The organism is Amycolatopsis coloradensis (genome assembly GCF_037997115.1).
Lineage (GTDB): Bacteria > Actinomycetota > Actinomycetes > Mycobacteriales > Pseudonocardiaceae > Amycolatopsis > Amycolatopsis coloradensis_A.
The window spans coordinates 157,219-178,906 of sequence record NZ_CP150484.1; the positions used below are offsets into that span (position 1 = coordinate 157,219).

General features: G+C 68.6%; 20 protein-coding genes and 1 pseudogene. 12 read left to right on the top strand and 9 right to left on the bottom strand.

The genetic code is table 11. The features are described from left to right. Positions 1 to 1,101, top strand: a complete 1,101-nt coding sequence (locus tag LCL61_RS00535; RefSeq protein WP_340685012.1) for a peptidase inhibitor family I36 protein — start codon at positions 1 to 3, stop codon at positions 1,099 to 1,101. A gap of 291 nt (positions 1,102 to 1,392) precedes the next feature. Here LCL61_RS00535 and LCL61_RS00540 read toward each other — a convergent pair whose 3' ends face one another. Further along, positions 1,393 to 2,187, bottom strand: a complete 795-nt coding sequence (locus LCL61_RS00540) for an LmeA family phospholipid-binding protein (protein ID WP_340685013.1) — start codon at positions 2,185 to 2,187, stop codon at positions 1,393 to 1,395. A 45-nt stretch (positions 2,188 to 2,232) separates the two neighbouring features. Then, positions 2,233 to 2,487 carry a hypothetical protein gene (locus LCL61_RS00545; RefSeq protein WP_026467456.1) on the bottom strand — a complete coding sequence of 85 codons (255 nt, stop codon included), beginning with the start codon at positions 2,485 to 2,487 and terminating at the stop codon, positions 2,233 to 2,235. Between the two features lie 175 nt (positions 2,488 to 2,662). On the opposite strand from LCL61_RS00545, the gene LCL61_RS00550 reads away from it, so the two are divergent. Further along, complete coding sequence (locus LCL61_RS00550) at positions 2,663 to 3,367, top strand: class I SAM-dependent methyltransferase (protein ID WP_340685014.1); 705 nt, start codon at positions 2,663 to 2,665, stop codon at positions 3,365 to 3,367. 50 nt (positions 3,368 to 3,417) lie between these two features. Here the strand turns inward: LCL61_RS00550 and LCL61_RS00555 are convergent, their stop codons facing one another. Continuing rightward, positions 3,418 to 4,008, bottom strand: a complete 591-nt coding sequence (locus tag LCL61_RS00555; protein ID WP_340685015.1) for a hypothetical protein — start codon at positions 4,006 to 4,008, stop codon at positions 3,418 to 3,420. A gap of 21 nt (positions 4,009 to 4,029) precedes the next feature. Beyond that, on the bottom strand, positions 4,030 to 5,469 hold the full coding sequence (locus LCL61_RS00560) for a M20/M25/M40 family metallo-hydrolase (protein ID WP_425341974.1): 1,440 nt from the start codon (positions 5,467 to 5,469) through the stop codon (positions 4,030 to 4,032). Between the two features lie 110 nt (positions 5,470 to 5,579). Here LCL61_RS00560 and LCL61_RS00565 point away from each other — a divergent pair, with 110 nt between their 5' ends. After that, positions 5,580 to 6,719 (top strand): hypothetical protein, encoded by a 1,140-nt coding sequence (locus LCL61_RS00565; RefSeq protein ID WP_340685017.1) that lies wholly within the window; start codon positions 5,580 to 5,582, stop codon positions 6,717 to 6,719. Between the two features lie 36 nt (positions 6,720 to 6,755). Here the strand turns inward: LCL61_RS00565 and LCL61_RS00570 are convergent, their stop codons facing one another. Beyond that, positions 6,756 to 7,793, bottom strand: coding sequence for an HNH endonuclease signature motif containing protein (locus LCL61_RS00570; RefSeq protein ID WP_340688453.1), 1,038 nt, complete (start codon positions 7,791 to 7,793; stop codon positions 6,756 to 6,758). Positions 7,794 to 8,073: 280 nt separating this feature from the next. Here LCL61_RS00570 and LCL61_RS00575 point away from each other — a divergent pair, with 280 nt between their 5' ends. The 3 genes from LCL61_RS00575 (at position 8,074) to LCL61_RS00585 (ending at position 10,284) form a co-directional block, all read left to right on the top strand. Further along, on the top strand, positions 8,074 to 8,517 hold the full coding sequence (locus LCL61_RS00575) for a hypothetical protein (RefSeq protein WP_340685018.1): 444 nt from the start codon (positions 8,074 to 8,076) through the stop codon (positions 8,515 to 8,517). Positions 8,518 to 8,834: 317 nt separating this feature from the next. Then, positions 8,835 to 9,407 (top strand): RNA polymerase sigma factor, encoded by a 573-nt coding sequence (locus tag LCL61_RS00580; protein ID WP_340685019.1) that lies wholly within the window; start codon positions 8,835 to 8,837, stop codon positions 9,405 to 9,407. Continuing rightward, complete coding sequence (locus LCL61_RS00585; protein WP_340685020.1) at positions 9,400 to 10,284, top strand: CU044_5270 family protein; 885 nt, start codon at positions 9,400 to 9,402, stop codon at positions 10,282 to 10,284. Before LCL61_RS00580 ends, LCL61_RS00585 begins: the two co-directional genes overlap by 8 nt. Before the next feature lie 1,051 nt (positions 10,285 to 11,335). Here LCL61_RS00585 and LCL61_RS00590 read toward each other — a convergent pair. After that, positions 11,336 to 11,932 (bottom strand): TetR/AcrR family transcriptional regulator, encoded by a 597-nt coding sequence (locus tag LCL61_RS00590; protein ID WP_340688454.1) that lies wholly within the window; start codon positions 11,930 to 11,932, stop codon positions 11,336 to 11,338. Positions 11,933 to 12,026: 94 nt separating this feature from the next. Here LCL61_RS00590 and LCL61_RS00595 point away from each other — a divergent pair, with 94 nt between their 5' ends. The 4 genes and pseudogenes from LCL61_RS00595 to LCL61_RS00610 all read left to right on the top strand — a co-directional run bounded on the left by LCL61_RS00595 (position 12,027) and on the right by LCL61_RS00610 (position 15,234). Beyond that, on the top strand, positions 12,027 to 12,173 hold the full coding sequence (locus LCL61_RS00595; RefSeq protein WP_340685021.1) for a hypothetical protein: 147 nt from the start codon (positions 12,027 to 12,029) through the stop codon (positions 12,171 to 12,173). A gap of 2 nt (positions 12,174 to 12,175) precedes the next feature. Then, the gene (locus tag LCL61_RS00600) at positions 12,176 to 13,132 is read left to right on the top strand and encodes an amidohydrolase family protein (RefSeq protein ID WP_340685022.1); all 957 of its coding nucleotides are present in this window, start codon (positions 12,176 to 12,178) and stop codon (positions 13,130 to 13,132) included. Beyond that, complete coding sequence (locus tag LCL61_RS00605; protein WP_340685023.1) at positions 13,129 to 13,983, top strand: alpha/beta hydrolase; 855 nt, start codon at positions 13,129 to 13,131, stop codon at positions 13,981 to 13,983. Before LCL61_RS00600 ends, LCL61_RS00605 begins: the two co-directional genes overlap by 4 nt. A gap of 37 nt (positions 13,984 to 14,020) precedes the next feature. Then, a pseudogene (locus tag LCL61_RS00610) lies at positions 14,021 to 15,234 on the top strand (NAD(P)/FAD-dependent oxidoreductase). A gap of 3 nt (positions 15,235 to 15,237) precedes the next feature. Here LCL61_RS00610 and LCL61_RS00615 read toward each other — a convergent pair. Beyond that, positions 15,238 to 15,690 carry a VOC family protein gene (locus tag LCL61_RS00615; RefSeq protein WP_340685024.1) on the bottom strand — a complete coding sequence of 151 codons (453 nt, stop codon included), beginning with the start codon at positions 15,688 to 15,690 and terminating at the stop codon, positions 15,238 to 15,240. A 49-nt stretch (positions 15,691 to 15,739) separates the two neighbouring features. Here LCL61_RS00615 and LCL61_RS00620 point away from each other — a divergent pair, with 49 nt between their 5' ends. Then, positions 15,740 to 16,756 (top strand): NAD-dependent epimerase/dehydratase family protein, encoded by a 1,017-nt coding sequence (locus LCL61_RS00620; protein WP_340685025.1) that lies wholly within the window; start codon positions 15,740 to 15,742, stop codon positions 16,754 to 16,756. Between the two features lie 16 nt (positions 16,757 to 16,772). On the opposite strand, the gene LCL61_RS00625 is transcribed toward LCL61_RS00620, so the two are convergent. Both LCL61_RS00625 and LCL61_RS00630 read right to left on the bottom strand, forming a co-directional pair. After that, complete coding sequence (locus LCL61_RS00625) at positions 16,773 to 19,124, bottom strand: helix-turn-helix transcriptional regulator (protein ID WP_340685026.1); 2,352 nt, start codon at positions 19,122 to 19,124, stop codon at positions 16,773 to 16,775. Continuing rightward, on the bottom strand, positions 19,121 to 20,266 hold the full coding sequence (locus tag LCL61_RS00630; RefSeq protein ID WP_340685027.1) for a molecular chaperone DnaK: 1,146 nt from the start codon (positions 20,264 to 20,266) through the stop codon (positions 19,121 to 19,123). Before LCL61_RS00630 ends, LCL61_RS00625 begins: the two co-directional genes overlap by 4 nt. Positions 20,267 to 20,561: 295 nt before the next feature. Between LCL61_RS00630 and LCL61_RS00635 the strand changes: the two genes are divergently transcribed. Then, on the top strand, positions 20,562 to 21,647 hold the full coding sequence (locus LCL61_RS00635; RefSeq protein ID WP_340685028.1) for an IniB N-terminal domain-containing protein: 1,086 nt from the start codon (positions 20,562 to 20,564) through the stop codon (positions 21,645 to 21,647). Positions 21,648 to 21,688: the final 41 nt, after the last annotated feature.

Sequence of the window (21,688 nt, forward strand, 5' to 3'; positions counted from 1 at the left end):
GTGCACAAGTACAGACTCGGGGCGGCCTTCCTGGCCGCTGTGGTGATGTGTCTCGCCGGCGGTGTCCCGGCGAACGCCGAGGAGCGAGGCGAGCACTGCGTCGCCGACACGGCGACCGGGGTGATCCGGTGCTTCGACAGCGCCGGAGATTCCCTCGCCGCGGCGTCGGCAGGCGAGGTCGGCGCGTCCGCGACGGTGATCAGTGTGCTCTACGAACACGGGAACTTCGGCGGCGCGAGCCTCACGGTCACCGGATCGCCGTGCGTCGAGGGGACCAGCCAGAACCTCGGCTTCCTCGGTGCCTGGAACGACAAGATCTCCTCGTTCCAGACCTTCAACAACTGCTACATCACGATGTACGAGCACGCCGAATACCAGGGCGGCTCCCAGGAGTGGTACGCCAACGACAGCGGCAACTACGGGTCGAACATGAACGACAAGGGCAGCTCCGTGGTGTACTCGCGCGGACCGTCCCGCGCCGAGCTGCTCAAGGACTGCGGCAACGCGACCAAGACCTGCAACGCCCACGTCGACCAGCGCGGTCAGGACTTCTACGGCAACTGGGGCCGGGTCGACACGGTGTTCAACTGCAGCGCCAACAAGATCACCCAGGTGGTCAACAAACGGGACACCCGCAGCGGGAAGAACACGGTGTCGAACGAGATCAGCGTGAGCGCGGGCTTCAAGTTCCTCGTCGACTGGTCGGTCGCGTACAAGCGCACGTGGGGCCAGGAATGGGGCTGGGAGACCAGTGAGAGCGTCGAGACCCGGATCGATGTCAGCCCGGGCTACTGGGCGGGGCTGGACCGCTCACCGGTGATGCGGGTGGCCAGCGGTTCCTACGACATGTGGTACGACAAGCGCAGGTGGGGGCACCACCAGTGGTACGTGTGGAACTTCAGCGGTGAGGGTCCGGCGCCCGGTGTCGTGGGCCAGACCCGGACCGTCGGCAAGAAGATGACTTCGGAGGAGAAGAAGAAGGTGTGCGGGAAGTCGGCCGGTCTCGTACGGTCGTCCGCCGGAACGCAGGCGGACAGCGCCGCGACGTCGGTGCCGTCGGTGCCCGCGGTGCGTGTCGCGGAGGGACCGCTGCACAGCTGATCCGCCAGTGGTCACCATGGTCGTGAGTGACGATTCGGATTCTTGAGGGGTAAAGGCAGCGGTGACGGGTTGCGAAAGCCACTTTCGCAACCTCGGAAAGCGGTTTTCGCAACGTCAGCTGGAGTGGCCTGCCCAGGTGGTGGTGAAGGCCTCCTTGCCTACCCTGAAGGTAGGGAAGGAGGCCTTCGCTACGCCTCCGGCGTGGCCCGGGGCCACGAGCGGATAGCCCACCGCACCCGCACGTTTGCCTTACCCCTCAAGAGAACCCGAATCGTCACTCACGACCAGCCGTCAGCGGCCGCCGAGCCCCGGCAGGGTCAGCGTGGCCACCGCCGTCGTCACCCAGCTCAGCAGATCGCCGAGCGGGATGGTGGACAGCTTGTCCGGCCATTCCTCCGCCAGCGCGTGTAGGACAAGGTGACCGTCGTGCGCTTCGACCGCGGTGAGCCGGATCCCTTGCGGGAGTTCGGGCAGTGGCAGGACGATCGGCTTGAGGCGGGACGGCGGGCCGAACCGTCGGCGTCCGATGTGGACGGACATCGGACGGAGGACGACGGCTTCGTCCTCCACAGTGGACTCCAGGGCGAGATGCCCCCAGCGGGGCCGCCTTTCCCAGCGGACGTGGAAATGCCCGTCCTCGCCGGGGGTCACGATGATGCCCGGCCGGACCTCGGCGACGCGCGCCTGGAGGACTTCCGGTGACACCCGGATCGCCATCTTCACCTGCTCGGGGATGGCGGCCGGGGACGGGAGCGAGCGGAGACGGACGTTCGACGCCAGCACGGTGATGCGTTCGAGGGGTGTCTCCGGCCAGTCGACGTCCTCGACGACGATGCGGACGTCGCCGATCTTGCCGGTCGCGGCCAGGCTGAGGCTGTCGGCCTGGTAGTCGAGCTCGGTCAGGGTGAGCCCGACGTCGTGCCCGTCCACCTTGGCCGTCAGTCGCCGCCCGACCAGCTGTTCGGTGACGGTCTTCAGGATCGCGGCCGGGGTCACGGGCACGTTGGGCAGCAGCGCCCGCCCGGCGGCGGCCAGGCCGAACAGCTCGGGAAGCGGGTTCAGGTCGAACCATCTGCCGTCGCTCATCCGTCCAGTGTCGCCGAACGGGACGCCGATCGTCGCCGCAGGGGGTCAGCGGGCCGCGAAACGGGCGATCACACCCGCCAGGATCACCCAGAACGCGGCGGCCAGGCCGTAGTCGAGGATGACCGCGAGATTCGGGTCACTCACCGGGAAGAGTCCCGGCCAGAACAACGCCAGCGGTTTGGCCAGTGCCTGGATGAAGATGAAGAAACCGTTGCCCGCGTTGGCTCCCGCGAGCACCATCACCATGTACAGCAACTCGATGAAAGCGAACACCGCGCCGATGCCGGTGATGACCCGCACGGCGGTGTTGCTCCTGCTGGTGGTTCGCCATCTGGACATACCGGAAATATTCCCGGGCTCCGTCGTGGCAAACGCTTCAGGTGCCAAGTTGCGCCGATCGGCCGTACCTCGCCCACTACTCGGAGGCGTCCGGTGACGGAACGCCATCTCGCTGATATCGATTATCATTGTCACTGTGACTCTCGAGGATTGGAACGACCGCTGGGAACGCCTCATGGCGAAGTACCAGCCAGGACGCGAGCGGGCGATCGAGCGGATGATCGACCTGGTCGCGTCACGCTGTGGCGGTCCGGCGCCGCGCGTGCTCGACGTGGGTGGCGGCACGGGCACGCTCTGTGCTCGTCTGCTCGAGCGCCTTCCCGGGGCGGAGGTCACGCTGGTCGATCTGGATCCGGTGATGCTGACGATCGCCGGTGCGTCCCTGCCGCCCTCGGTGGAGGTGGTCCGGGCCGACTTGCGTGACCCGGACTGGGTCGTGCAGCTACCGTACGACGGCTACGACGCCGTTCTGGCGGTCATGGCGTTGCATTACCTGCCGCCCGGGCGGCTGACCGAGTTGTACGCCGAGCTCGCCGGCCTCGTGCGGCCGGGCGGGTTCGTGGCCACTGTGGACGACATGCCGGACGTGGAGGTCGCGGCGTCCCCGAGCGACGGCGGCGAGAATGCCTGGAGTGCTTGGTGGGAGCAGGCTACGGTGGATCCGGTGCTCGGTCCCGCGGTGGTGGAACGGGCCCGGTTGTTCGGCGATTCGCCTTCGGCCGAATGGCATCCGCCGGCCGCGTGGCACGTGCGAGCTCTGGAGGCCGGGCCGGTCGAGGAACCCGTCGTGGCTTGGCGGAACGGTATTCAAGCCGCTGTGGTGGCCTTCAGGCCTCGCTGAACGGCGCTGGGCCGGTGGGGCATCACCAGAGCACCGCACCGACTGCGCGGTCAGTCGTCCAGAGGCGCGCCGCGCCACTGCCAGCCGGCGCGGGAGGGGCGTCCGGGGAGGCCCACCCGGTCGGTCGCCCACAGCAACGCCGTCCAGGGATCGACGCCGTCGGTGCCGACTTCCGGGAACATCCGCGCGAGCACTCGCGCACAGACGTCACGTGGCGGGTCGAGGGTGACGTCGAGGCCCCTGGCCATGTCCTCGCCGTGGACCAGGACCTCGACACAGCCCATTCCGGCGAAACCCTCGAGGTCGGCGCGACCGCTCGGGTGGTACGCGCGGACGTCCGGGGCCACCGTGCGGAGGGTGGCGCTCAGGATGCCGCCGCCTACCGTGACGAATTCCAGCATCTCCGACGGAGTCGCGGCCCGGTCGGCGACGGCTTCGAAGCAGACGAAACGCGGCGTCGACGGCTGGGCGATCAGCAGTCCGGCGTAGGAGATGAGGCAGTCGCCGAGATGCTCGGCCGTGCGCCAGGCGTTGAGTTCGCCGGTGCCCGGCGCGGCCGGCCAGTCACGGCCCGACGCCTCGCTCAGGCTGTCCGTCACGCTCGCGATCGCCGCGTCGAGGTCGTCGGGGGTGACTGTCATCGTGGCATCAGCTCAGTGACCTCAACTCAGTGGTGTCGGGAACGCGACCGGGCCGCGGCGGCCGTTCTTCCCGACCGCGCGCACACCGAAGAACACGTTGTCCTTCGACAGATCCACTTTAGCCTCGGTCCTGTCGCCGACCTTGATCGCGTGCGTCCAGTCGGCCGCCGTCGTCTCCCGCCAGACGACCTCGTAACCGGCGAGATCCGGGTCCGTCCCGCGCCGCCACACCAGATCCGTGTCGTTCGTGAGCTGGTTCGTCCGGATCCGGACGTCTTCAGGGGTGCCCGGCGCGGTCGCCAGTGACCACATCGTCGCGGCGTTGACCCGCGCGACCCTGGCGATGAACGGGAAGTCGCAGAACTCCGGCAAATCGCCGAACCGCTTGCCGTTCTCCACCCGGACGTCCTGGTGCTGGTGCGCGTAGTCCTCGTGCGGTTCGGTGAACCGCGCGGCCGGATAGCCCTGTTCGAGGAACGGGATGTGGTCGCCACCCCGGAGGTAGCGGTCGCGCCGGTGGATCACCCGGACGGTCATGCCGGTCGCGTCGTTCTCCGCGACCGACCGCACGAACCGTGCCAGCTGGCGGGAGGGCGAATCGTTCTCCCCGCCGACCGCGCGCCGGATGTCGGCCTGCGCAGGGGTTTCCGACGTCGGCACACCTTCGGCGAACAACCGGATCGTGCGCGGGTCCCTGGTGCCGTCGTCCGCCCGGCTCGAACCGACGATGTCGTTGGTGAACATCGCCTGCACGTTCGTGCCCGCCGCCTTGTACAGCCTGGCCATGTGCCGCGCGCCGAACAGGCCTTGCTCCTCGCCCGCGACCGCCGCGAACACGATGGTCGCGGCGGGGCGGCGGGTGGCGAGCACCCGGGCGAGTTCCATCGCGACGGCCACTCCGGAAGCGTCGTCGTCGGCGCCCGGAGCGTCCTTCGTCGCGTCGAGCGGATCCGAACACCGTGAGTCGTAATGGCCCGACAAGACGTAGACCCGCTCCGGGGTGGTGGAGCCGCGCAAGGTGGCGACGACGTTGGTGATCGTGGTGGCCACCGGGATCCGGGGCGGGGCGGGCTGCTGGAGATACGACTGCAGTTCAACCGTCATCCGGCCGCCCGACCGCTGCGCGGATTTCGTCATCTCCGCGAAGATCCAGTCACGGGCGGCGCCGATTCCGCGGACGGGATCGGTCTGCGAGGACAACGTGTGCCGGGTTCCGAAGGCGGCGAGTCTGCGTACGGTGGCCTCGATGCGGTGTTCGTCCATTTCTCGGAGGATCGCCCGGAGCTCCGCGTCGGGGCGTTGCGGAGAGAGGCGTTCGCCTGGGCCTCGAACTTCTGGTTCTTCGGCGACGGCGGGGACACCGGCGAGGGCAGTGGAAGACAGGGCGGTGGAAGACAGGGCGGCCGCCGAGAGTGCCGCCGAGGTGGACAGGAAAACTCGTCTGGACCTTTCCTCAACCATTCTCGTGTTCCTACGCGCCTTGTGGTCGGGCGTCTACCCGCGAAAAGGATGAGCGCGGCGCGCAGGAGATGGGAGAGGATCACCGGGTGATGTTCGGGAGAAGGAAGTCCGTGGCCGAGGCGCTCCGGGAAACGCTGGAGAGCCGGGGGCTCCGTGTGGGCGTGCTCGTCGATGCGCTCGTGCGCGTCGACAAGTCCGGTGATGACGCCGAAATCACGGCTGCCTTCGAGAAGATCACTGAGACACCGGCGCTCATCGCGACTCTCGACGAGTACTGGCGGCACGAGCGGGCTCTGGATGATGTCGCCGTGCCGCTCAGGGCCGGCAAGGCAGGACTGCTGACAACCGCGATCGCGGCTTCGCACCACGACGGTCGGGTCCGGGAACTGGCGGTCACGAGACTGCTGGCGAAACCTCGCCCGGAGACACTTCCGTTCCTGCTGGTGCGCATGACGGACTGGGCATCTCCGGTCAGCGACGTAGCCCGCGCGGGTGTCATCCGGCTGCTGCACGATGATCCTGCCACCTACCTGCGGCCGGCTGCCGAAACGATGCTTCACCTGGGTCGCCGTCGCCGAGGTGGCTTCGGCGTGCGACAGCTGTACGCGGCTGCTTACGACGTCCCCGTGGCGGTGCTCGAGCAGCTGATGCGCTCGGTGAACTCCGCGGTGCCGAGGTTCGCGTTCGAGGTGCGGACTCGGCGTGGCGATCTCCAATTCGACGGGCTGATCCGGCTCGCCCTGACGCATTCCGATAAGGGCATCCGCGTGCGCGCCGGTGAGGCCGTCGCCCGCGACGCCGTCTGGACAGGACGCGTGGACGTCCTGCGCAAGCTGGCCGCCTGCCGCCACGGCGAGGTACGGATCAGCGCGCTGACCGGACTCGCGCGTCTCGGCCACTGGGAGGAGATCGCCGGTCTGCTGGACGACCGTTCCACGCTGATCCGTGCGCTCGCAAGGGATGCCGCCCGGCGGACGGGCGTCGACGCCGTAGTTTGGTACCGGTCCGCTGTTTCCGGTGCGAACCCTTCTCTCGGAGCCATCGCGGGACTCGCGGAGTCGGGGCGGGCAGAGGACGGGCAGCGGCTGTATCCGTTGCTGAGGCATCCCGTGGCCAGGGTGCGGGCTCAAGCCATTGGGGCGCTTCGGATTCTGGATGCCGTTCCGGTCGATTCGGTGAGGTCGATGGTCGAGGATCCTTCGCGACGGGTGGTCAGGGCGGCGTTGAAGGCGTTGGAGACACGGGCTTGAGTTCGTTGCCGCGTCGGTAGAGAGCCTCCGCGTTGCTCAGACTCGCGGTTCGTCGTCATCGGGACCTGTGCGTGGTTCGTGGAACGGCTCTGGCGCTGTCTCGTAGGTATGGCCGCTCGGCGTGGTGATGATCATGCCGCCGTCGCCGGTGGGCACGGCCGACCATCCAGGCTCCTCGCGAAGCAGGTTGTGACCTGTGCAGTAGCTGTGGCAGTTGTGCTGGTTGGTCTTGCCGTCGCGAGCCCAAAAGGTGATGTGGTCGATCTCGGAGAATTCGGCGGGCCGGTGACAGCCCGGTTGCGTGCACTCGCGATCCCGCGCCTTGATCAACCGTGCCAAGGACGCCGGTGACCGGTATTTGTCGGCGCCGGCTTCGAGCAGCTGTCCTGTGGCGGAGTCGGTGATCAGCCGCGACCAGGTCGAGTCGGGGTCGGAGGCGATCTCGCGGACCAGCCAATCGGGGATGGGACCGTACCCGGCGAGTGTCGCGGGGTCGTTGGATGCGCCGACGAGTGTCAAGAAATCGACATAGACATGGATGTGCGCACGCGGCTTGCCGCGTCCGTCCTCAGCCAGCAGGCGTTCGGCGAAGATATCGGCGCGATGCTGGTCGAGGGTGCGGGTTTTGTCCTTGTTCCGCCGGGCTCGCGCGGCTCTGCTCAATGATGCGTAAAGGGAACTGGCGACTTCCGCCGGAAGATGGCCGGAGAGTGTGGACATGGTCTCGTCGTGGTGTTCCAACGAGATATGCCGCAACGCGCGTTTCTTGGCGGCTCGTTCGCGATAGCCTTCGGGATCGAATTTCTGCACGGCGTGACTCACCGAGCCCCGGATCGCACCGGGATCACGACCGGCGAGACGTTTGGTCAGCCAGGCGTCGACCTGCGCCGCGACTTCGTCCGATACTTCCCGTGTCAGTTGCATGACCTTGGAAGCCTTGTACAGGTCGATATCGCCACGCTCCAACGCCGCCAGCGTGTTCGGCAGGCGAGCGACAAGGGCGCAGGAGGTCTCGACGAGCAGGTACGCGTGATTGCGGGTGATCGAGAAGCGCAAGGCGACCTCCTCGGTCACAGATCTTCGTGATCCACCGCGAGCGGCGAAGTCGGCTAACGCTCGCACCTGACTTCCCTGTGTCCGACGAAGCGAAAGCTCTTCGTCGAACGCGGTGTCAAGAAAGCGAGCGGCTTTCGGGTTATAAGGGAGAGCTGTGGTCATACCCTTGATCTTACTCGAACTGACGTTCGAATGCGATCGGGATCGTGATCGGGTTTACGCGGAGAGTGAACGGGACTCTCGCGCAGCCGGAACGCCATCGGCGGCCCGGCTCTCCTGCTTGAATAGGTGAGTGAGCGTGGACTATCCGAGGCCGCTGGAAGATCGAGAAGTGCTGGTGGCGAGAGGAGTCGAGAGACGGCAGGCGCGGCTGCGGGGCTGGCTTGACGGCTACGACGGGCCACGGCCGCTCTATCGGATCGAGCTGTTCCTCGACGGTGACCGGTATACGGCCACCGCCATGGACATGTTCGAGTCACTCACCCGGCTGCGTCGTCAGCTGGAACCAGGCGGTTGGGCGATCGCCGTTCAAGGGGCCCGCCGCGACACGTACCCGAGCGGGATGTGCAGGGATATGGGCGGCGGTATGCGGATCTCTGTCATGCGGACCGGCCACGAGACTTCGGAAGCCGACCTCGTCGACACGCTGGCCGATGCCGAGCTCGACCGGATCGTGACTGTCGCGGAACAGGAGGCCTGGCACGCCGAATGGTGGGAAGCGGCCACAGGTCGCCGACTCTGAGCGCACGTGATCCGCGCAAGCCGCCGTCCTTGGGCGTTCCCGGAAACCGTTACGAGCCAGTCGCCGGCACCTTGATCTCTCTTGGGTGATTTGCGAAAAATGCTCTCCGGGTGTTTCGGACGCTGACACGACAACCGGGGTTCCCGTATTGCGCGATCAGGCGCGCTCTCCTGTCGCTACCACCCCGCTGGCCTAGTCGTCGCTGCGTCTGTGCTGGGGTCAGCGGGCGGCACGTGGGAAGAAGAAACCGGCCGACGGCGAAGTGGTGGTGAAAGCTGACTGCCGACGGGAAGGACCCACATGTCAGAGGCGGGCACATGACAGCGGGAACGGGCGAGCAGGTGACCGATGCCGACCTGGCCGCCCGGTTGCCGCAGGACCCGGAACTGTTCACCGAAGTGCACGATCGCTACTTCGCGGCCATCTACCGGTATGTGGCCGGACGGCTGGACGCGCAGACCGCGGAGGACATCGCCGCGGAGACGTTCCTCGTCGCGTTCGACCGGCGCGGCACGTTCGACGCCGAACGCGGTGAGGTGCGGGTCTGGCTGTTCGGCATCGCCACGAATCTGGTGGCCAGGCACCGCCGCAGGGAGGCTCGCCACTATCGGGCGCTGGCACGGGTGAGCGTCGCACCAGCGGTCGAGGGGCACGAGAGCAGGGTGGTCGCGTCGGTGGCCGCCCGGCGGCTGCTTCCTCAGCTCGCGAACGCGCTGTCGCGGCTGTCCGCCGGGGAACGGGACGTGCTGCTGCTCGTGGCGCTCGGCCAGCTCGGGTACGAGGAAGTGGCCGCGGCGCTCGGTATCTCCTCCGGCACGGTCGGTTCCCGGCTCAACCGTGCACGCAAGAAGCTCAACTTCATCCTCACCCCGGAGGCACTCGATGAATGACCTGCAGACGCTGCGCGCCGCGCTGGCCCTGGACGAGCCGTCCCAGGACGTGGTCGACCGCAGCCGGCACCGGCTCCAGAACCGGATTCGCGGTGGCCGGACTTCCCGGCGGCGGACCGGATGGCTGGTCGCTGGAGCCAGACTCACGGCGGCCGCCGCTGCCGCCGTGGCGATCGCGGCCATGCCGGCCGCACCGGTCGACGGTCCGCCGGTGCGAACGGTCAGTGGGCAGGAGATCCTGCTCGCGGCCGCCACCGCCGCTGAGCGTTCCCCCGAGGGGGCCGGCAGCTACTGGCACGTGAAGGTGACCGAGGCGGACGGCGCTGCTGCTTCGAGTGGGTATGAGTACTGGACCAAGCCGGACGGTCAGTCGTGGATGAGGGGAGCGAAGACGGGAGGCAAGGTCACGCCGATAAAGGCGCTTTCGGCCACCCCGTTCTCGCTGGTCGCCGTCGATCTGACCCTCGAGCAGTTGCGTGCCCTGCCGACGGACCCGGACGCGTTGAAGGCCTGGATCGCCGAGGCCCTCGAGCGCAGTGACGCCAGGACGAGCGCGGGCAAGCTCACCGCGAGCGACCGGGAACAAGCCGCCTTCCAGTCGTTGATCTCACTGGTGTCCACGCTGCCGGCCACACCGGAGGTCCGGGCCACGGCCTTCCGCGTGATCGCCGACTATCCAGGTGTCGAAAACCTCGGCGCGGTGCCGGGCGGGCAGGGCCTGTCGCTGCCCACGGGCGAGCGGCTCGTCGTCGATCCGGCGACCGGACGGGTGAACGGGACGTCGGTCTTCGTCACCATGGACGGGGCGGTGTACAAGGTGGCCGACCCCGCCGGCGCCAGGATCAAGGCCGAGTGGACCAACACCCTGCCCGAGTAGCGGATCGGTGGCCGGGAGCATGTCCCGCTCCCGGCCACTTCCGCGCCCCAGGCGCGGATGAGTCTGCCGTCCATCACGCGCACCGTCGCACTCTCATGCCGAACAAGGTTCAGGCCGTTCGGCTTTCTTTGGCCAGGCCGCAATCCCGATCTGGTTTGGTGCCAGGCATCCGCACCCTGACACCTGATGCGAGTGCAGAATGGGTGAGTGGGCTACAACGTCCGACTCATCAAGGGGGAGGGGGTCATCCCCCTGCCCGGACAGCCCTCGCACTGAGTGCGATACGTGCGCTGAAGCAGCGCGACGACCTCAAGAGCGGGTGGTCCCGGGTCGAATATCCGGACGGGACCTTCGGCCGACGACCACACTGGGCGTTCACCGATTCCGCCGAGATCCGGTCTGCGCAGTCCTTGATCGAGATGGTGCGAGCCTTCCGGTACGAGGCAATGACGGAACCCGACGGCGAGATCTACGGCGTCGAATTGATCGGCGGAACGCGCTCTGCGGGGGACGACGTACATCTCTGGCGAGCCCTGGCACCGTACGTCGACGCCGGCGGAGAACTCCTCTGGCTTGGCGAAGAGGACAAGCTGCAGTGGTGGAGCTTCGACGGAGTCACCATGACGGTCGCTGACGGCCGGATGGTATTCCCTGCCGGCCGCACGGGTGTGGCCTCATCTGAAAGGCACTCACCTGCCTGCCCCGGGAGCTTCACTTGTCGGTGCTGCTGTCCCAAAGCGCATAGAACGTAGATCGGGAAACAGGTGTGAGGCCGGGGTCGGCGAGGTCGAGTGCCTGGTCGGTGAGTCCGCCGGCGTCATCCTCGATATTCCGCCACGAGTAGCGGTGAACAGCCCGACGATTCCTGCTCGATTTGCTTGATGGCCACTTGCCCGGAACGCGGGCCGTTGTGCTGCCGGACGCCGGTGGTGCCGAGCAACGACCGAGCAGGTCATTCCGATGAGTCGCGCAAGCATTTCCCCCGGCCGGATCGCCACGTAAGCAGATCGGGATCGACGCCGCGCGGCGGTGCGGGAATCACACGCCCGGCTCAAGGCCCAGGACATGTCCGTGGGACGGATCGGCCCTTGCCCATGCGCAGGATCAAAGCGACCGCGGCCTCCGCGTGGCCTGCCGGAGTCAAGACCTCCTGGAGGAGAAGGCCACGCATCGCGGCAATGGTGACGGTGGCCAAGGTCAGCGCTTCCTCGGCGTCGAGTCCTTCGCGTTCCGCGAGCGAGGCCAGCATCTTGGTCAGGTCGTCGAGCGAGTCGATGAACTCACGAAAGTCCTCTGGGCTGTACGCGGCCAGACCTACGACGTGGAAGAAGCCGCGGACACGCGACAGCTGCTCCGGACGGGTGTAGGCCCGCCAGATCGCCACGACGAAGTCGTCGAAGGTGCCCTGCTGGGCGGCATCGAAAAGCACCTCGTTGTCACGAGATCGCTGTGCCTTGAGCATGGCTGCCAACACGCCCGGGAGCGACCCGAAGTGGTATCGCAGGAGGGCGTGGCTGGTCCCGGCCCTGGCGGCGATCTCACGGAGCGACACCTCCGGCGCGGGAAGCGCCTCGTCGAAGGCGTCGAGAAGCCGAGCCAGGAGACGCTCGCGTGCGTCGCCCTTGTGTTCCGCGCTTGACAAGATCACTCCCACGGTTTATCCATTGGAAAAGAAGCGTTGACGGTGCCGTGTCGCGTCACACATGGTCGCAGCCGGCTCGCAACGGCGGAGGGAACGACTCGTGGGACGTGTTCAGGTGGTCGGCGCGGCGGTCCTCGACGGATCGGGTCGCGACCCAGCCGACGTCGACGTCAGCATTGAAGACGGGCATATCGCCACGTCGGTGCCTCCGGCGCCCACGGCGAGCGCCTGGACGCCGGAGGCCTGACGATGACGCCCGGCCTGATCGACGCTCACGTCCATTTGGGCTTGTCGAGCCCGATCCAGCCGCAGTTCTCGTTTCGGATGAGCGCCGCCGAGCTCGCGGCGGACATCTTCGCCACAGCCGGCGCGGCGCTCGATTCCGGGTTCACCACCGTTCGGGATACCGGCGGGATCGACGGCGGCGTCGTCACCACGATCGCGAAGGGCAAGGTCAGGGGGCCACGCGTCCTGTCCTGCGGACCGGTTCAGTGCCAGATCGGTGGGCACGGCTACTACGGAGCCGACTGGGAACCCACCGAGCTGTGGAGCAGCCATCACGTTCCGGGTCTGTGCGCCCTGTCCATGATGTCGGGCAACGCGGACGAGCTGCGGCACAACGTGCGCGAAGCGTTCCGTCGCGGAGCCTCCTTCCTGAAACTCTGCGTGACCGGCGGAGTGGTCGGGGCGCACGACCGGCTGTCCGACACCCAATTCACCGTCGAGGAGATCGCCGTCGCCGTCCAGGAATCCGCGGCGCGGGGCACCTACGTGACCGTTCACGCCCACAACAACGACGGCATCCGGAACGCGGTCGAGGCCGGCGTGCGCTGTGTCGAACACGGCACCGACCTCGACGAGTCCACGGCCACCCTGATGGCCACTCACGACGTCGCCCTCGTGCCCACGTTCGCCGTCGTCGAGCAACTGCTGCACGACACCGCTGGCGCCGGCCTCGACGAATCGACCCGCGATCGAGTGCTGGGTGTTCGCGAGCGGATGACCGAGGCGCTCGCTGTCGCCAAGGAGGCCGGAGTACGGATCGGGCTGGGTTCCGATCTCATCGGTCCGGCTCAGCACCGTCGAGGTGAGGAGCTCAGGCTGCGCGCAAAGCTCGAAACACCGATGGAAGCTCTCGTGGCGGCCACCAAGACCAACGCCGAGATCCTCGGCCTGTCCGGCCGAGTCGTGAAGGACCTTCGATGAGCACTATGTGGCACGGCTGTCTCGCCGGCACCGACTACTTCGAGATGCGCTCCAGCGGTGGGCACGACTACGGCGTCTGGGTCACCACACCACCGGGTTACGACCCCGCCACGACGCGAACGCCTGCCGTGTATGTGCTCGACGGCAACTGGGCCGTGGGCATGACGGCTCCGCTCATCATCACCCAGGCGGACCCCATGCAGCGGATCCAGCCCTACATCCAGGTCAGCGTCGGCTACGCGGGCGAGGAAGCACAGCACTGGGATCGGCTGCGCAACAGGGACCTCGTGCCACCCGGCGAGCCCATCGCCAAGGAACTCGTCGACGCCGTGGAGATGGGAGTTCGAATGGGCGCGAGGACCCGCGAGGAATCCGATGCCTATCTCGCCGAATTGCGCGACACCCACGCCGACGCGTTCCTGCGCTTCCTCACCGCGGAACTGCACCCGCGGATCGAACGCGACTACGGCACGGCCACGAGCGGTCACGGCCTTTTCGGCTACTCCTACGGCGGCCTGTTCAGCCTCTACACCTGGCTCACCGGTTGCACGCTCTTCGAGAGCATCGGAGCGGGCAGCCCCGGCGTCGCCAGTGAAGACAGCCAGATCTTCGCCCAACTCCAAGAGATGGGTGACAGGCACCATGCCGCCCAGCTGCACGTGACCCTCAACGAGCGTGAGCTGCTCGGGGACCTGGCCATTTACCAGAGCCTCACGAAGAACACGGCCACCGTCCTGCACCGCCTCACCTCACGCGGCGGAGCCGTCACCAGCGCGGTCCTGCGCGAAACGCATGTGACCGGCCTGCAGACTTCGTTCCTCAGTTACCTCAGGACCTGCCGTGCCCGGTAAGCGCCTGATTGCCGATGTGGTCCTGATCGGGGCAGGGGTGATCGGTTCGTCGATCGCCCTTGAGCTCGCGCGGTCGGGGTACCGGGTCCTCACGCTCGATCGGGCCGCAGGGGCCGGACAGGGGTCGACCTCGGCATCGAGTGCGATCGTCCGGTTCAATTTCTCCACCACCGCCGGGGTGGCGACGGCGTGGGAGGCGCATTTCGGCTGGCTCGACCGGGCAGGCCACCTCGGGAACGATGTCGGCGACCTCGCGATGTTCCGCAAGAGCGGGCTGGTCATGCTGGACGTCGAGGCGGCTCCGCGTACATCGTGGCTTCCGTTGTTCGATGAGATCGGGGTTCCCTACGAGGAATGGGACAGCGCGACCTTGGCCGAGCGCGTTCCAGGTATCGACGCCGGCCGCTATTGGCCGCCGAAGCGGCTCGACGAAGAGGAATTCTGGGAGGACGCGAAACACTCGCTCGGTGGCGTGTACACCCCGGACGCCGGTTACGTCTCGGACCCGGGCCTCGCTGCCGTGAACCTCGCCTCCGCGGCCTCGGCATGCGGGGCGGAGTTCGGCTTCCGCGGCACGGTGACAGCGGTGGAGAAGGCAGGCGGATTCCCTGTGCCGTCGTGGTCAACGCGGCCGGTCCGTGGTCGGGCGCGGTGAATCGCTTGGCAGGCGTGGGTTCCGATTTCACGGTCGGTGTGCGACCGATGAGGCAGGGAGTAGCGCACGTGCCTGCCCCGGAGGGCTGTGCAGGGCCCGTGGTGGCGGACATGGATCTGGGCACCTACTTCCGCGGTGAAGGAGGAGCGGGCCTGCTCGTCGGTGGAACGGAACCGGCGTGTGATCCGATGCAGTGGACCGACGACCCGGACGCCGTCGACATCCAACCGACGGCCGCGGTCTTCGAGGCCCAGGTGACGCGGGCCGCGCGGCGGCTGCCCGACCTGGCGGTGCCCAACCGGGCGCGCGGCGTGGTGGGAGTCTATGACGTCGCCGACGATTGGACTCCGATCTACGACCGCACCGAGCTCGACGGTTTCTACCTCGCGATCGGAACGAGTGGCAACCAGTTCAAGAACGCGCCGGTCGTGGGGCAGCTGATGACAGAGCTGATCAACCAGGCCGAGAACGGCGTCGACCACGACGCCTCGCCCGTCCGGTTCCGGGCCCCGCGCACCGGCCTGGAGATCGACCTGGGTGCGTTCTCTCGTAAGCGCGACCGAAACGCCGCGAACTCGGGCACGGTGCTGGGCTGACCGTCACGGGTCGCCCAGGTCGAGGGGTGGCATCGTCGCTGCGTCCGGGGCCCAGGCCTCGCGAAATCCCGGCTGGACCGCGAGATCGACCAGCTCGATCCTGGCCCCGATGCTGTCGAGCCGGTGGTAGGTGAAGGAACGACCGTAAGGGCAGGAGTCGAACTCGATCGGCGCGCCTCGATCCGCCAGGCGCTGTTTGTCCGCCATGACGTCCTTGGACCAGTAGCCGATGTGGTCGAAGCGGGAACCGCCGGTCGCATCCCACGGACTGCCTGCTGGTCCTTGGATCACCTCGAAGAACGGTGGCCCGTCGGTCGAGAACACGATGTCGTAGTCCCAATCCCCGAGGGTGCTCGCACGGACAGGACTCCAGGCCACGCCGAGAGTACGGGTGAGGTCTTCGGTCGCCTGTCCGATATCTCGAACGACGAAGCACAGGTGGTAGAAGGCGTTCACCCGTCCTGTCTAGCAACCCTCAGCGGACGAAGGGCGTTATCGTTGATCGATGTCGCACGCGGTCGTTCTCGGTGGGACCGGGCTGATCGGTCGCGCCACGGCACGCCGGTTGCTGGCCGCCGGTTGGGGGGTGACCGTTGCCGGCCGGGACTCCTCGCGCATGCCCGAGGACATCACGGTCGCGGGTGGCCGGTTCGTCGCCGGGGACCGCGGCGAACCCGGCAGCCTCGCGGCGGCGCTCGGTGCGGGAGCGGATCTGGTGGTCGACTGTCTGTGCTTCACCGCCGCACACGCCCGTGATCTGCTGCCGCTGCTGGACGATGTGGGGTCCACGGTGATGATCTCCAGCAAAGCCGTGTACGTCGACTCGGCGGGCAACCACGTGAACTCGGCCGTCGCGCCGGTTTTCGACGGGCCGATCCGCGAGTCGCAGCCCACCATGGCCCCACGCGAGGATGTCGACTACCGCACTCGCGACGGCTACGGCGCCAACAAGGTGGCCGCGGAACAAGTCTTGCTCGACAGCGGATACCCGGTCACCGTTCTGCGACCGTCCAAAGTCCATGGAGAGGGGTCGGCCAAGCCCGGCGAATGGGTGTTCGTCAAACGCGTGGCCGACCGGCGCGAAGTCCTTCTCCTGTCCCGCGGTGGCCGCGGCGTCGACCATCCGAGCGCGGCCGGGAACATCGCCGCGCTGATCGAAACCGCCGCGGAAAACCCGGGCAGGCGTGTCCTCAATGCCGCGGACCCGGACGCACCCGACGTCCTGGACATCTCGAGAACCGTCGCGAAACACCTCGGCCATCGGTGGGAGGAAGTGCTCCTCGACGACCACGCCCCCGCCGGACTCGGCCGGCACCCCTGGGACCGTCTACCGGGTATCCGGCTGGACATGTCCGCGGCCGGGCGACTGGGCTACCGGCCGGTCGGCGACTACGCCGCCACCGTGACCGCCGAGCTGGACTGGCTGGGCTCCACCGATCGGCTCCCGGCTGGCTTCGACCACGACTATTTCGCGCCGATGTTCGACTACGCCGCGGAGGACGCCTACCTCGCGGAGCGATAGGCAGGCCCGAACCCGCTCAGCCCTCGCCGGCGGGGAGCAACTCCCGCAGCATGGCCAGCAGCTCGCGCCGGTCCCCGGCGCCGAGTTTCCCCCGGATCCGCGCCATGTGGTGCTCCACGGTCTTCCCCGAGATGAACAGTTTGCTCCCGGCCTGCTTGTACGTCAGCCCGTCGACGACCAGCCGGGCGACCTCCAGCTCCCGTTCACTCAGCGCGCTCAGCCCGGTGGGCGCGGCGGGCTCCGGAGCGCGCCCTTGGAACTGCCGCGCCGCTTCGAGCAGCTGGACCATCGCCTTCCGGTCCGAGGTCCGGATCGCCGCCTGCCCGGCCAGCCGGGAAGCGTCCCAGCAGAGCCCGAGTTCGTGCAGTTCCGAAGAGGACGCGGTGATCGCCTCGGGATCGACGGTTCCGGTCAGGACGGCGAGCCAGCCGGTCGCGGCGGCGGCGAGTGCGGCCGGATAGCGGCCGCAGGACGCGAAGTCGTTGAGCGCGGCCAGATGTTCGCCCGCCGACGCGTGATCTTCGACGGTGATGGCGGCGTGGAGTTCATGCCAGCGCAGGGTGGCTGTCCACAGTGGAGGGTTGCCGAGCGCGTCGAGTACGGAGTGCGCCCGTTCCAGCTGGCCTGCCAGTTTGGCGCCCGCGCCGCCACGAGCGGCCGCGATCGCGAGTTCTCCCAGTGGAAGTAACGAATACAGGTCCGGCTGCTGCCGCATCGAAGCCTGGTACGCCCGGTCCCAGGAGCGTTGCAGACCGGGAAGATCGCTCGCTCGCCGCGCCAGCCCCAACTGCAGGGTGGCGGCGAAGAATTCGTCTCGTGCTTCGAGACCGTCCGGCGGCATCAGCGCCTCGGCGGCCGTCTTGAGGTCGCCCGCGGTCATCGCGACCCAGCCGAGCAGCAGCCGGTGCCGTTTCGCGAGCAGATCACCGCCGATCCGCCCGTCTACCGCGCGTCTCAGCACCGACTCGGCCAGCGCGAGTTCGCCGGAATGCAGGCCCACCAACGCCGCGAGGGCCGCCGGGCTGTCCGGGAGCGGCGCCGGCGCGCCCGCCGACTCCAGCATCGAGGCCGCGCCCAGCAGGGCCGACAGCGTCTCCGCGCCGCAGCCGGACACCGAATCGGTGACCGCCCGCGCCATCCGTGAAGCGGCGCCCGCGAACAGGGTCGGGACTTCGGGAGTCTCCAGCGCGCCTCGGGCGGCTTCGAGATTTCCGGTGCCCAGCAACGCGATCGCGGCGAACGCCTTCGAGCCCGCCCGGCCGGACCATTGGTACAGCTCCGCACTGTGCGCGAGTTCGCCGCGATGCGCCAGCACGGTCGCCGCCACTTCGGCGCCCGCGGCCCTGGCGTCCGTATCCGATGTGCTGCCGAGCATGCCGTCGCCGAGCCGGAGCGCGGTGTCGAGGTCACCGGCCAGCGCCGCGGCGTGCGCCCAGCCGACGGTGAGCGCCGCGCCGCGCCCACCGGCCTCGGACGCGGCTTCGTAGAACCGCGCCGCGAGTTTCGTGTCGTCGGACATCGCCTCACGGGCGGCCGCCTCGAAGGCCGCCGCCGCGCTCGCGCCCGAACTTCCCGTCCCCAACAGGGAACGAGCGAGCTCCAGCACCGGAAGCCCGTCCCGCAGCTGGAGTTCCACCAGCCGCTGTAGCACCGTCAGTCGCCGCCCTGGCGACCCCCAGGTCCGGATGGCTTCGGCGGCGATCGGCAGCAGCACGTCGTCCTCGCCGAGCAGACCGGTCGCCCTGGCACTGTCGAAGACCTCGGGCAGCCCCTCGCGATCGCAGTTCAGCAACGCCGCCAGCAGATCGAGATTGCGGCCCGCGCCCGCCTCCGCCGCGATCAGGTAGCGGTGCACGTCGTCGTCCAGCTGCTCCAGCTCACCGCGGAAGTCCGCGAGCCTGCCGGTGACCGCGCGGAGCACGAATCCCGGGACACCGCCGGTCCTGGCGTGGACGTCTTCCGCCATGGCCACGTCACCTCCGGCGTGCTCGACGAGCCGCCGGACGTCGTCGACGCCGAACGCGCCCAACGCCACCGACCTGCCGAAGGAATCGGCGAGGACGCGCAGGGTCGTCGTCCGCGCCGCCGGCCGGAACGCCAGCACCACGGGTGCCGTGGTTTCTTCGGCCTGGGCCTTGATCTTCGCGATCTCGTCGTCGTCGAGCTGGTCGGCGTCGTCGACCAGCAGCGCTTCGACCCCCGCGTCCGCGTAGTGACGTCCGAGCTGGCCGAGCAGATGGGTCTTGCCGTGCCCGCCGGGGGCGACGACGGTGACCCGCACCGGGAGTTCCGGGGCGGTGGTCACCTCGTCGAGCAGGCGCCGGGCACCCGGATGGATGATGCCGGGCTTGTCGAGCAGTGCGTTCAACAGCGACCTTCGGGGGTGGACGGCGTGGCACCGGGGGTGGGCGGCGCGCACGAGCTCGAAGTGGTGGGAGGGGCTTCGGGACCCTTGTCCGCGGTGGCTTCTCGAGTGGTCAGGGTGAGCAGCAGGGTGGACGCGGCCAGCACCACGGCCGCGGCTCCGGCGACGAGAGGCTTGCGCCGGCTGAGCAGTTTCGCCGCCCCGGTGCGTTCTGGCAAGGGGAACGGTGTGATGTCCACCGGCGGCCGCTCGGGTCGCTCGGTGAGTTCTTCGGGCACGTCGACCCGGGGAAGCAGGGTGGTTTCGATGGTGGCGACGGCGTTCGATCCGGCGCCGCCGGGTTGAGGAACGTCACGTCGCGCGGCGATGTTGGCCGCCCCGGTCGCCACCGTCAGCACCGGGTCGCTCGACGCGAAGAGGGGGCACGGGGTCCGGCCGGGAACCGGCGGGGACTCGCCGCAGAGCACGATGCCTGCCAGCGCTTGGGGCGGGATCCCGGCGCCGTGCGCGAGTTCGAAGACCTTGCCGACGGCCTCACCGGGCTCGACGCCTTCCACCGTTTTGACCGGCTGCCAGCCGTTCACCCCGGCGGCGGCGATCGTGACCACCGCGCCGTCCGGGCCGAATTCGCAGACACCGGCGGTGACGTCGCCGTGCGGGGCGAGGTACGCGTGCAGGGCGGCGACAGGCGCCGCCACCAGCGCGGCACGGGGGAATCCGGCCTCGGCCAGCGCCCGGCGCAGCAGGTCCCGGCGGAACGAACCCCAGCCGACGGGGTGCGTGAGCACGATGTGGCGCGGTTTCTCGCCGAAGCGTTCGGCCGCTTGATCCACCGCGGCGTCCACGAGGACCGCGCTGAGGGATTCGGGCGGGAACCGTTCACCGCCGACGATCACGGGGACGTCGTCGCCGACCCGTTCGTGGAACCCGGTGAGCAGCCGGGCGGGCGCGGACCGGCCCGCCTCGACCGCGGCGTCCCCGGTGAGCAGGTAGCCGTCGTCGTCGAGGAACACCGCGGACGCCGCCGCCGGGCCGCGCGCGCCGAGCCACGACGGCTCGGGCAAGCCCCAGCCGTCGCCGGAGTCCACGCAGGTGGCGGCGGTGGTGCGGGTCGAGGCGATATCGATGCCGAGGACGTAGGGCAACGAGCATCCTCCTTCGCTTGACCAGCCCCTAAGGACCAAATAGGGCCACTCACCTGAACGGCTTTACCCATCCGGGTGAGGGTTGGCATTAAACCCAACCGAGTGCGTCTCGGTTAAGCCCCTAACGCCCTAACGATGTCATACCGATCCCCTATTGGCTGAGTGAGCGACGACCAGGAGTGATCCCCGATGTGCCCAGTGGCACCGGCTCACTAACTTCGGTGACCTGCGCTCAGCCGTGCCCTCCGGCCGCTGTGCCAGCCCCACCGACCTAGACCTCCAGGAGAGTCCTTTCATGGGTTCCGTCCAGACCCTGCACGACTTCACGCTGAACCTGCTGAACGACACCGCGGCCCGCGCGGCGTTCGCCAACGACCCGCAGCAGGTGCTGGCCGATGCCGGCCTCGGTGACATCAACGCCGCCGACGTGCACGAGGTCGTTCCGCTGGTGCTCGACTTCGTCCCGGTCGGCACCGCCACCGACCTCACCGGGAACACCGCGGCCACCGCCGACAACCTGGCGGGCTTCGGTGGCGTCACGAACGCCGTCAACGGCACCGACGGCGAGTGCGCCGACGGCGTCCAGGGCGCGATCGACCAGCTCACCGCGCTGACCGCCGGCCTGCCGGTCGCCGTCCCCGGTGCCGACGCCCTCCCGGGCCTGCCCGAGGCCGGTCTCCCGGGTGTCCCGGCGGTGCCGGGTCTGCCGGAGCTGGGCCTGCCCGCCGTCCCGGCCGTGCCCGCCGTGGGCGACCTGCCGGTCGACGTCCCGGGCCTGCCCGCCGTCCCGGCCGTCTCCGACGTGACCGACGTGTCGAACGCCGCCGCCGGCGTGACCGCCCTCGCGCAGAACACCGTCGGCAGCTTCGGCCTGACCGGTGACCTTTCGCGTGGCCTCGACGCCGCGTCCATCGGCCAGGCCGGCGACCTCGCCAACGGCGCCGTCGACACCGCGACCGGCCTGGTCCCCGAGGTCCCGGCCGTGGACGCCGTCCAGGTTCCGGCCGTCGACTCGGTGCCGGCCGTCGGCGACCTGAGCAGCGACCTGCCGCGCACCGACGGTGTCGCGGGCGGTGCGCCGGACTTCCTGTCCGAGGTGGGCGACCTGACCAGCACCATCGGTCACGTCGACGTCGCCGACGTCACCACCAAGGTGCACGACATCGCGAACAACTACGGTGACGTCGCCAACCACCACGGCGACGTGACCGGCGAGGTCGCGGGCAACGTGGCCAACGAGGTCGCCAACGTCGCGAACCACGCGGGTGTCACCGAGGTCCACGACACGGTTTCCGAGGTCACCAACACCATCGGCAACATCGGCGACGTCAACATCGGCACCGGCGACATCGCGTCGAACAACGACATCCACATCGGCTGATACGAACATCTTTCAGCTTTGTGTCAGGGCCCCGCGACCGC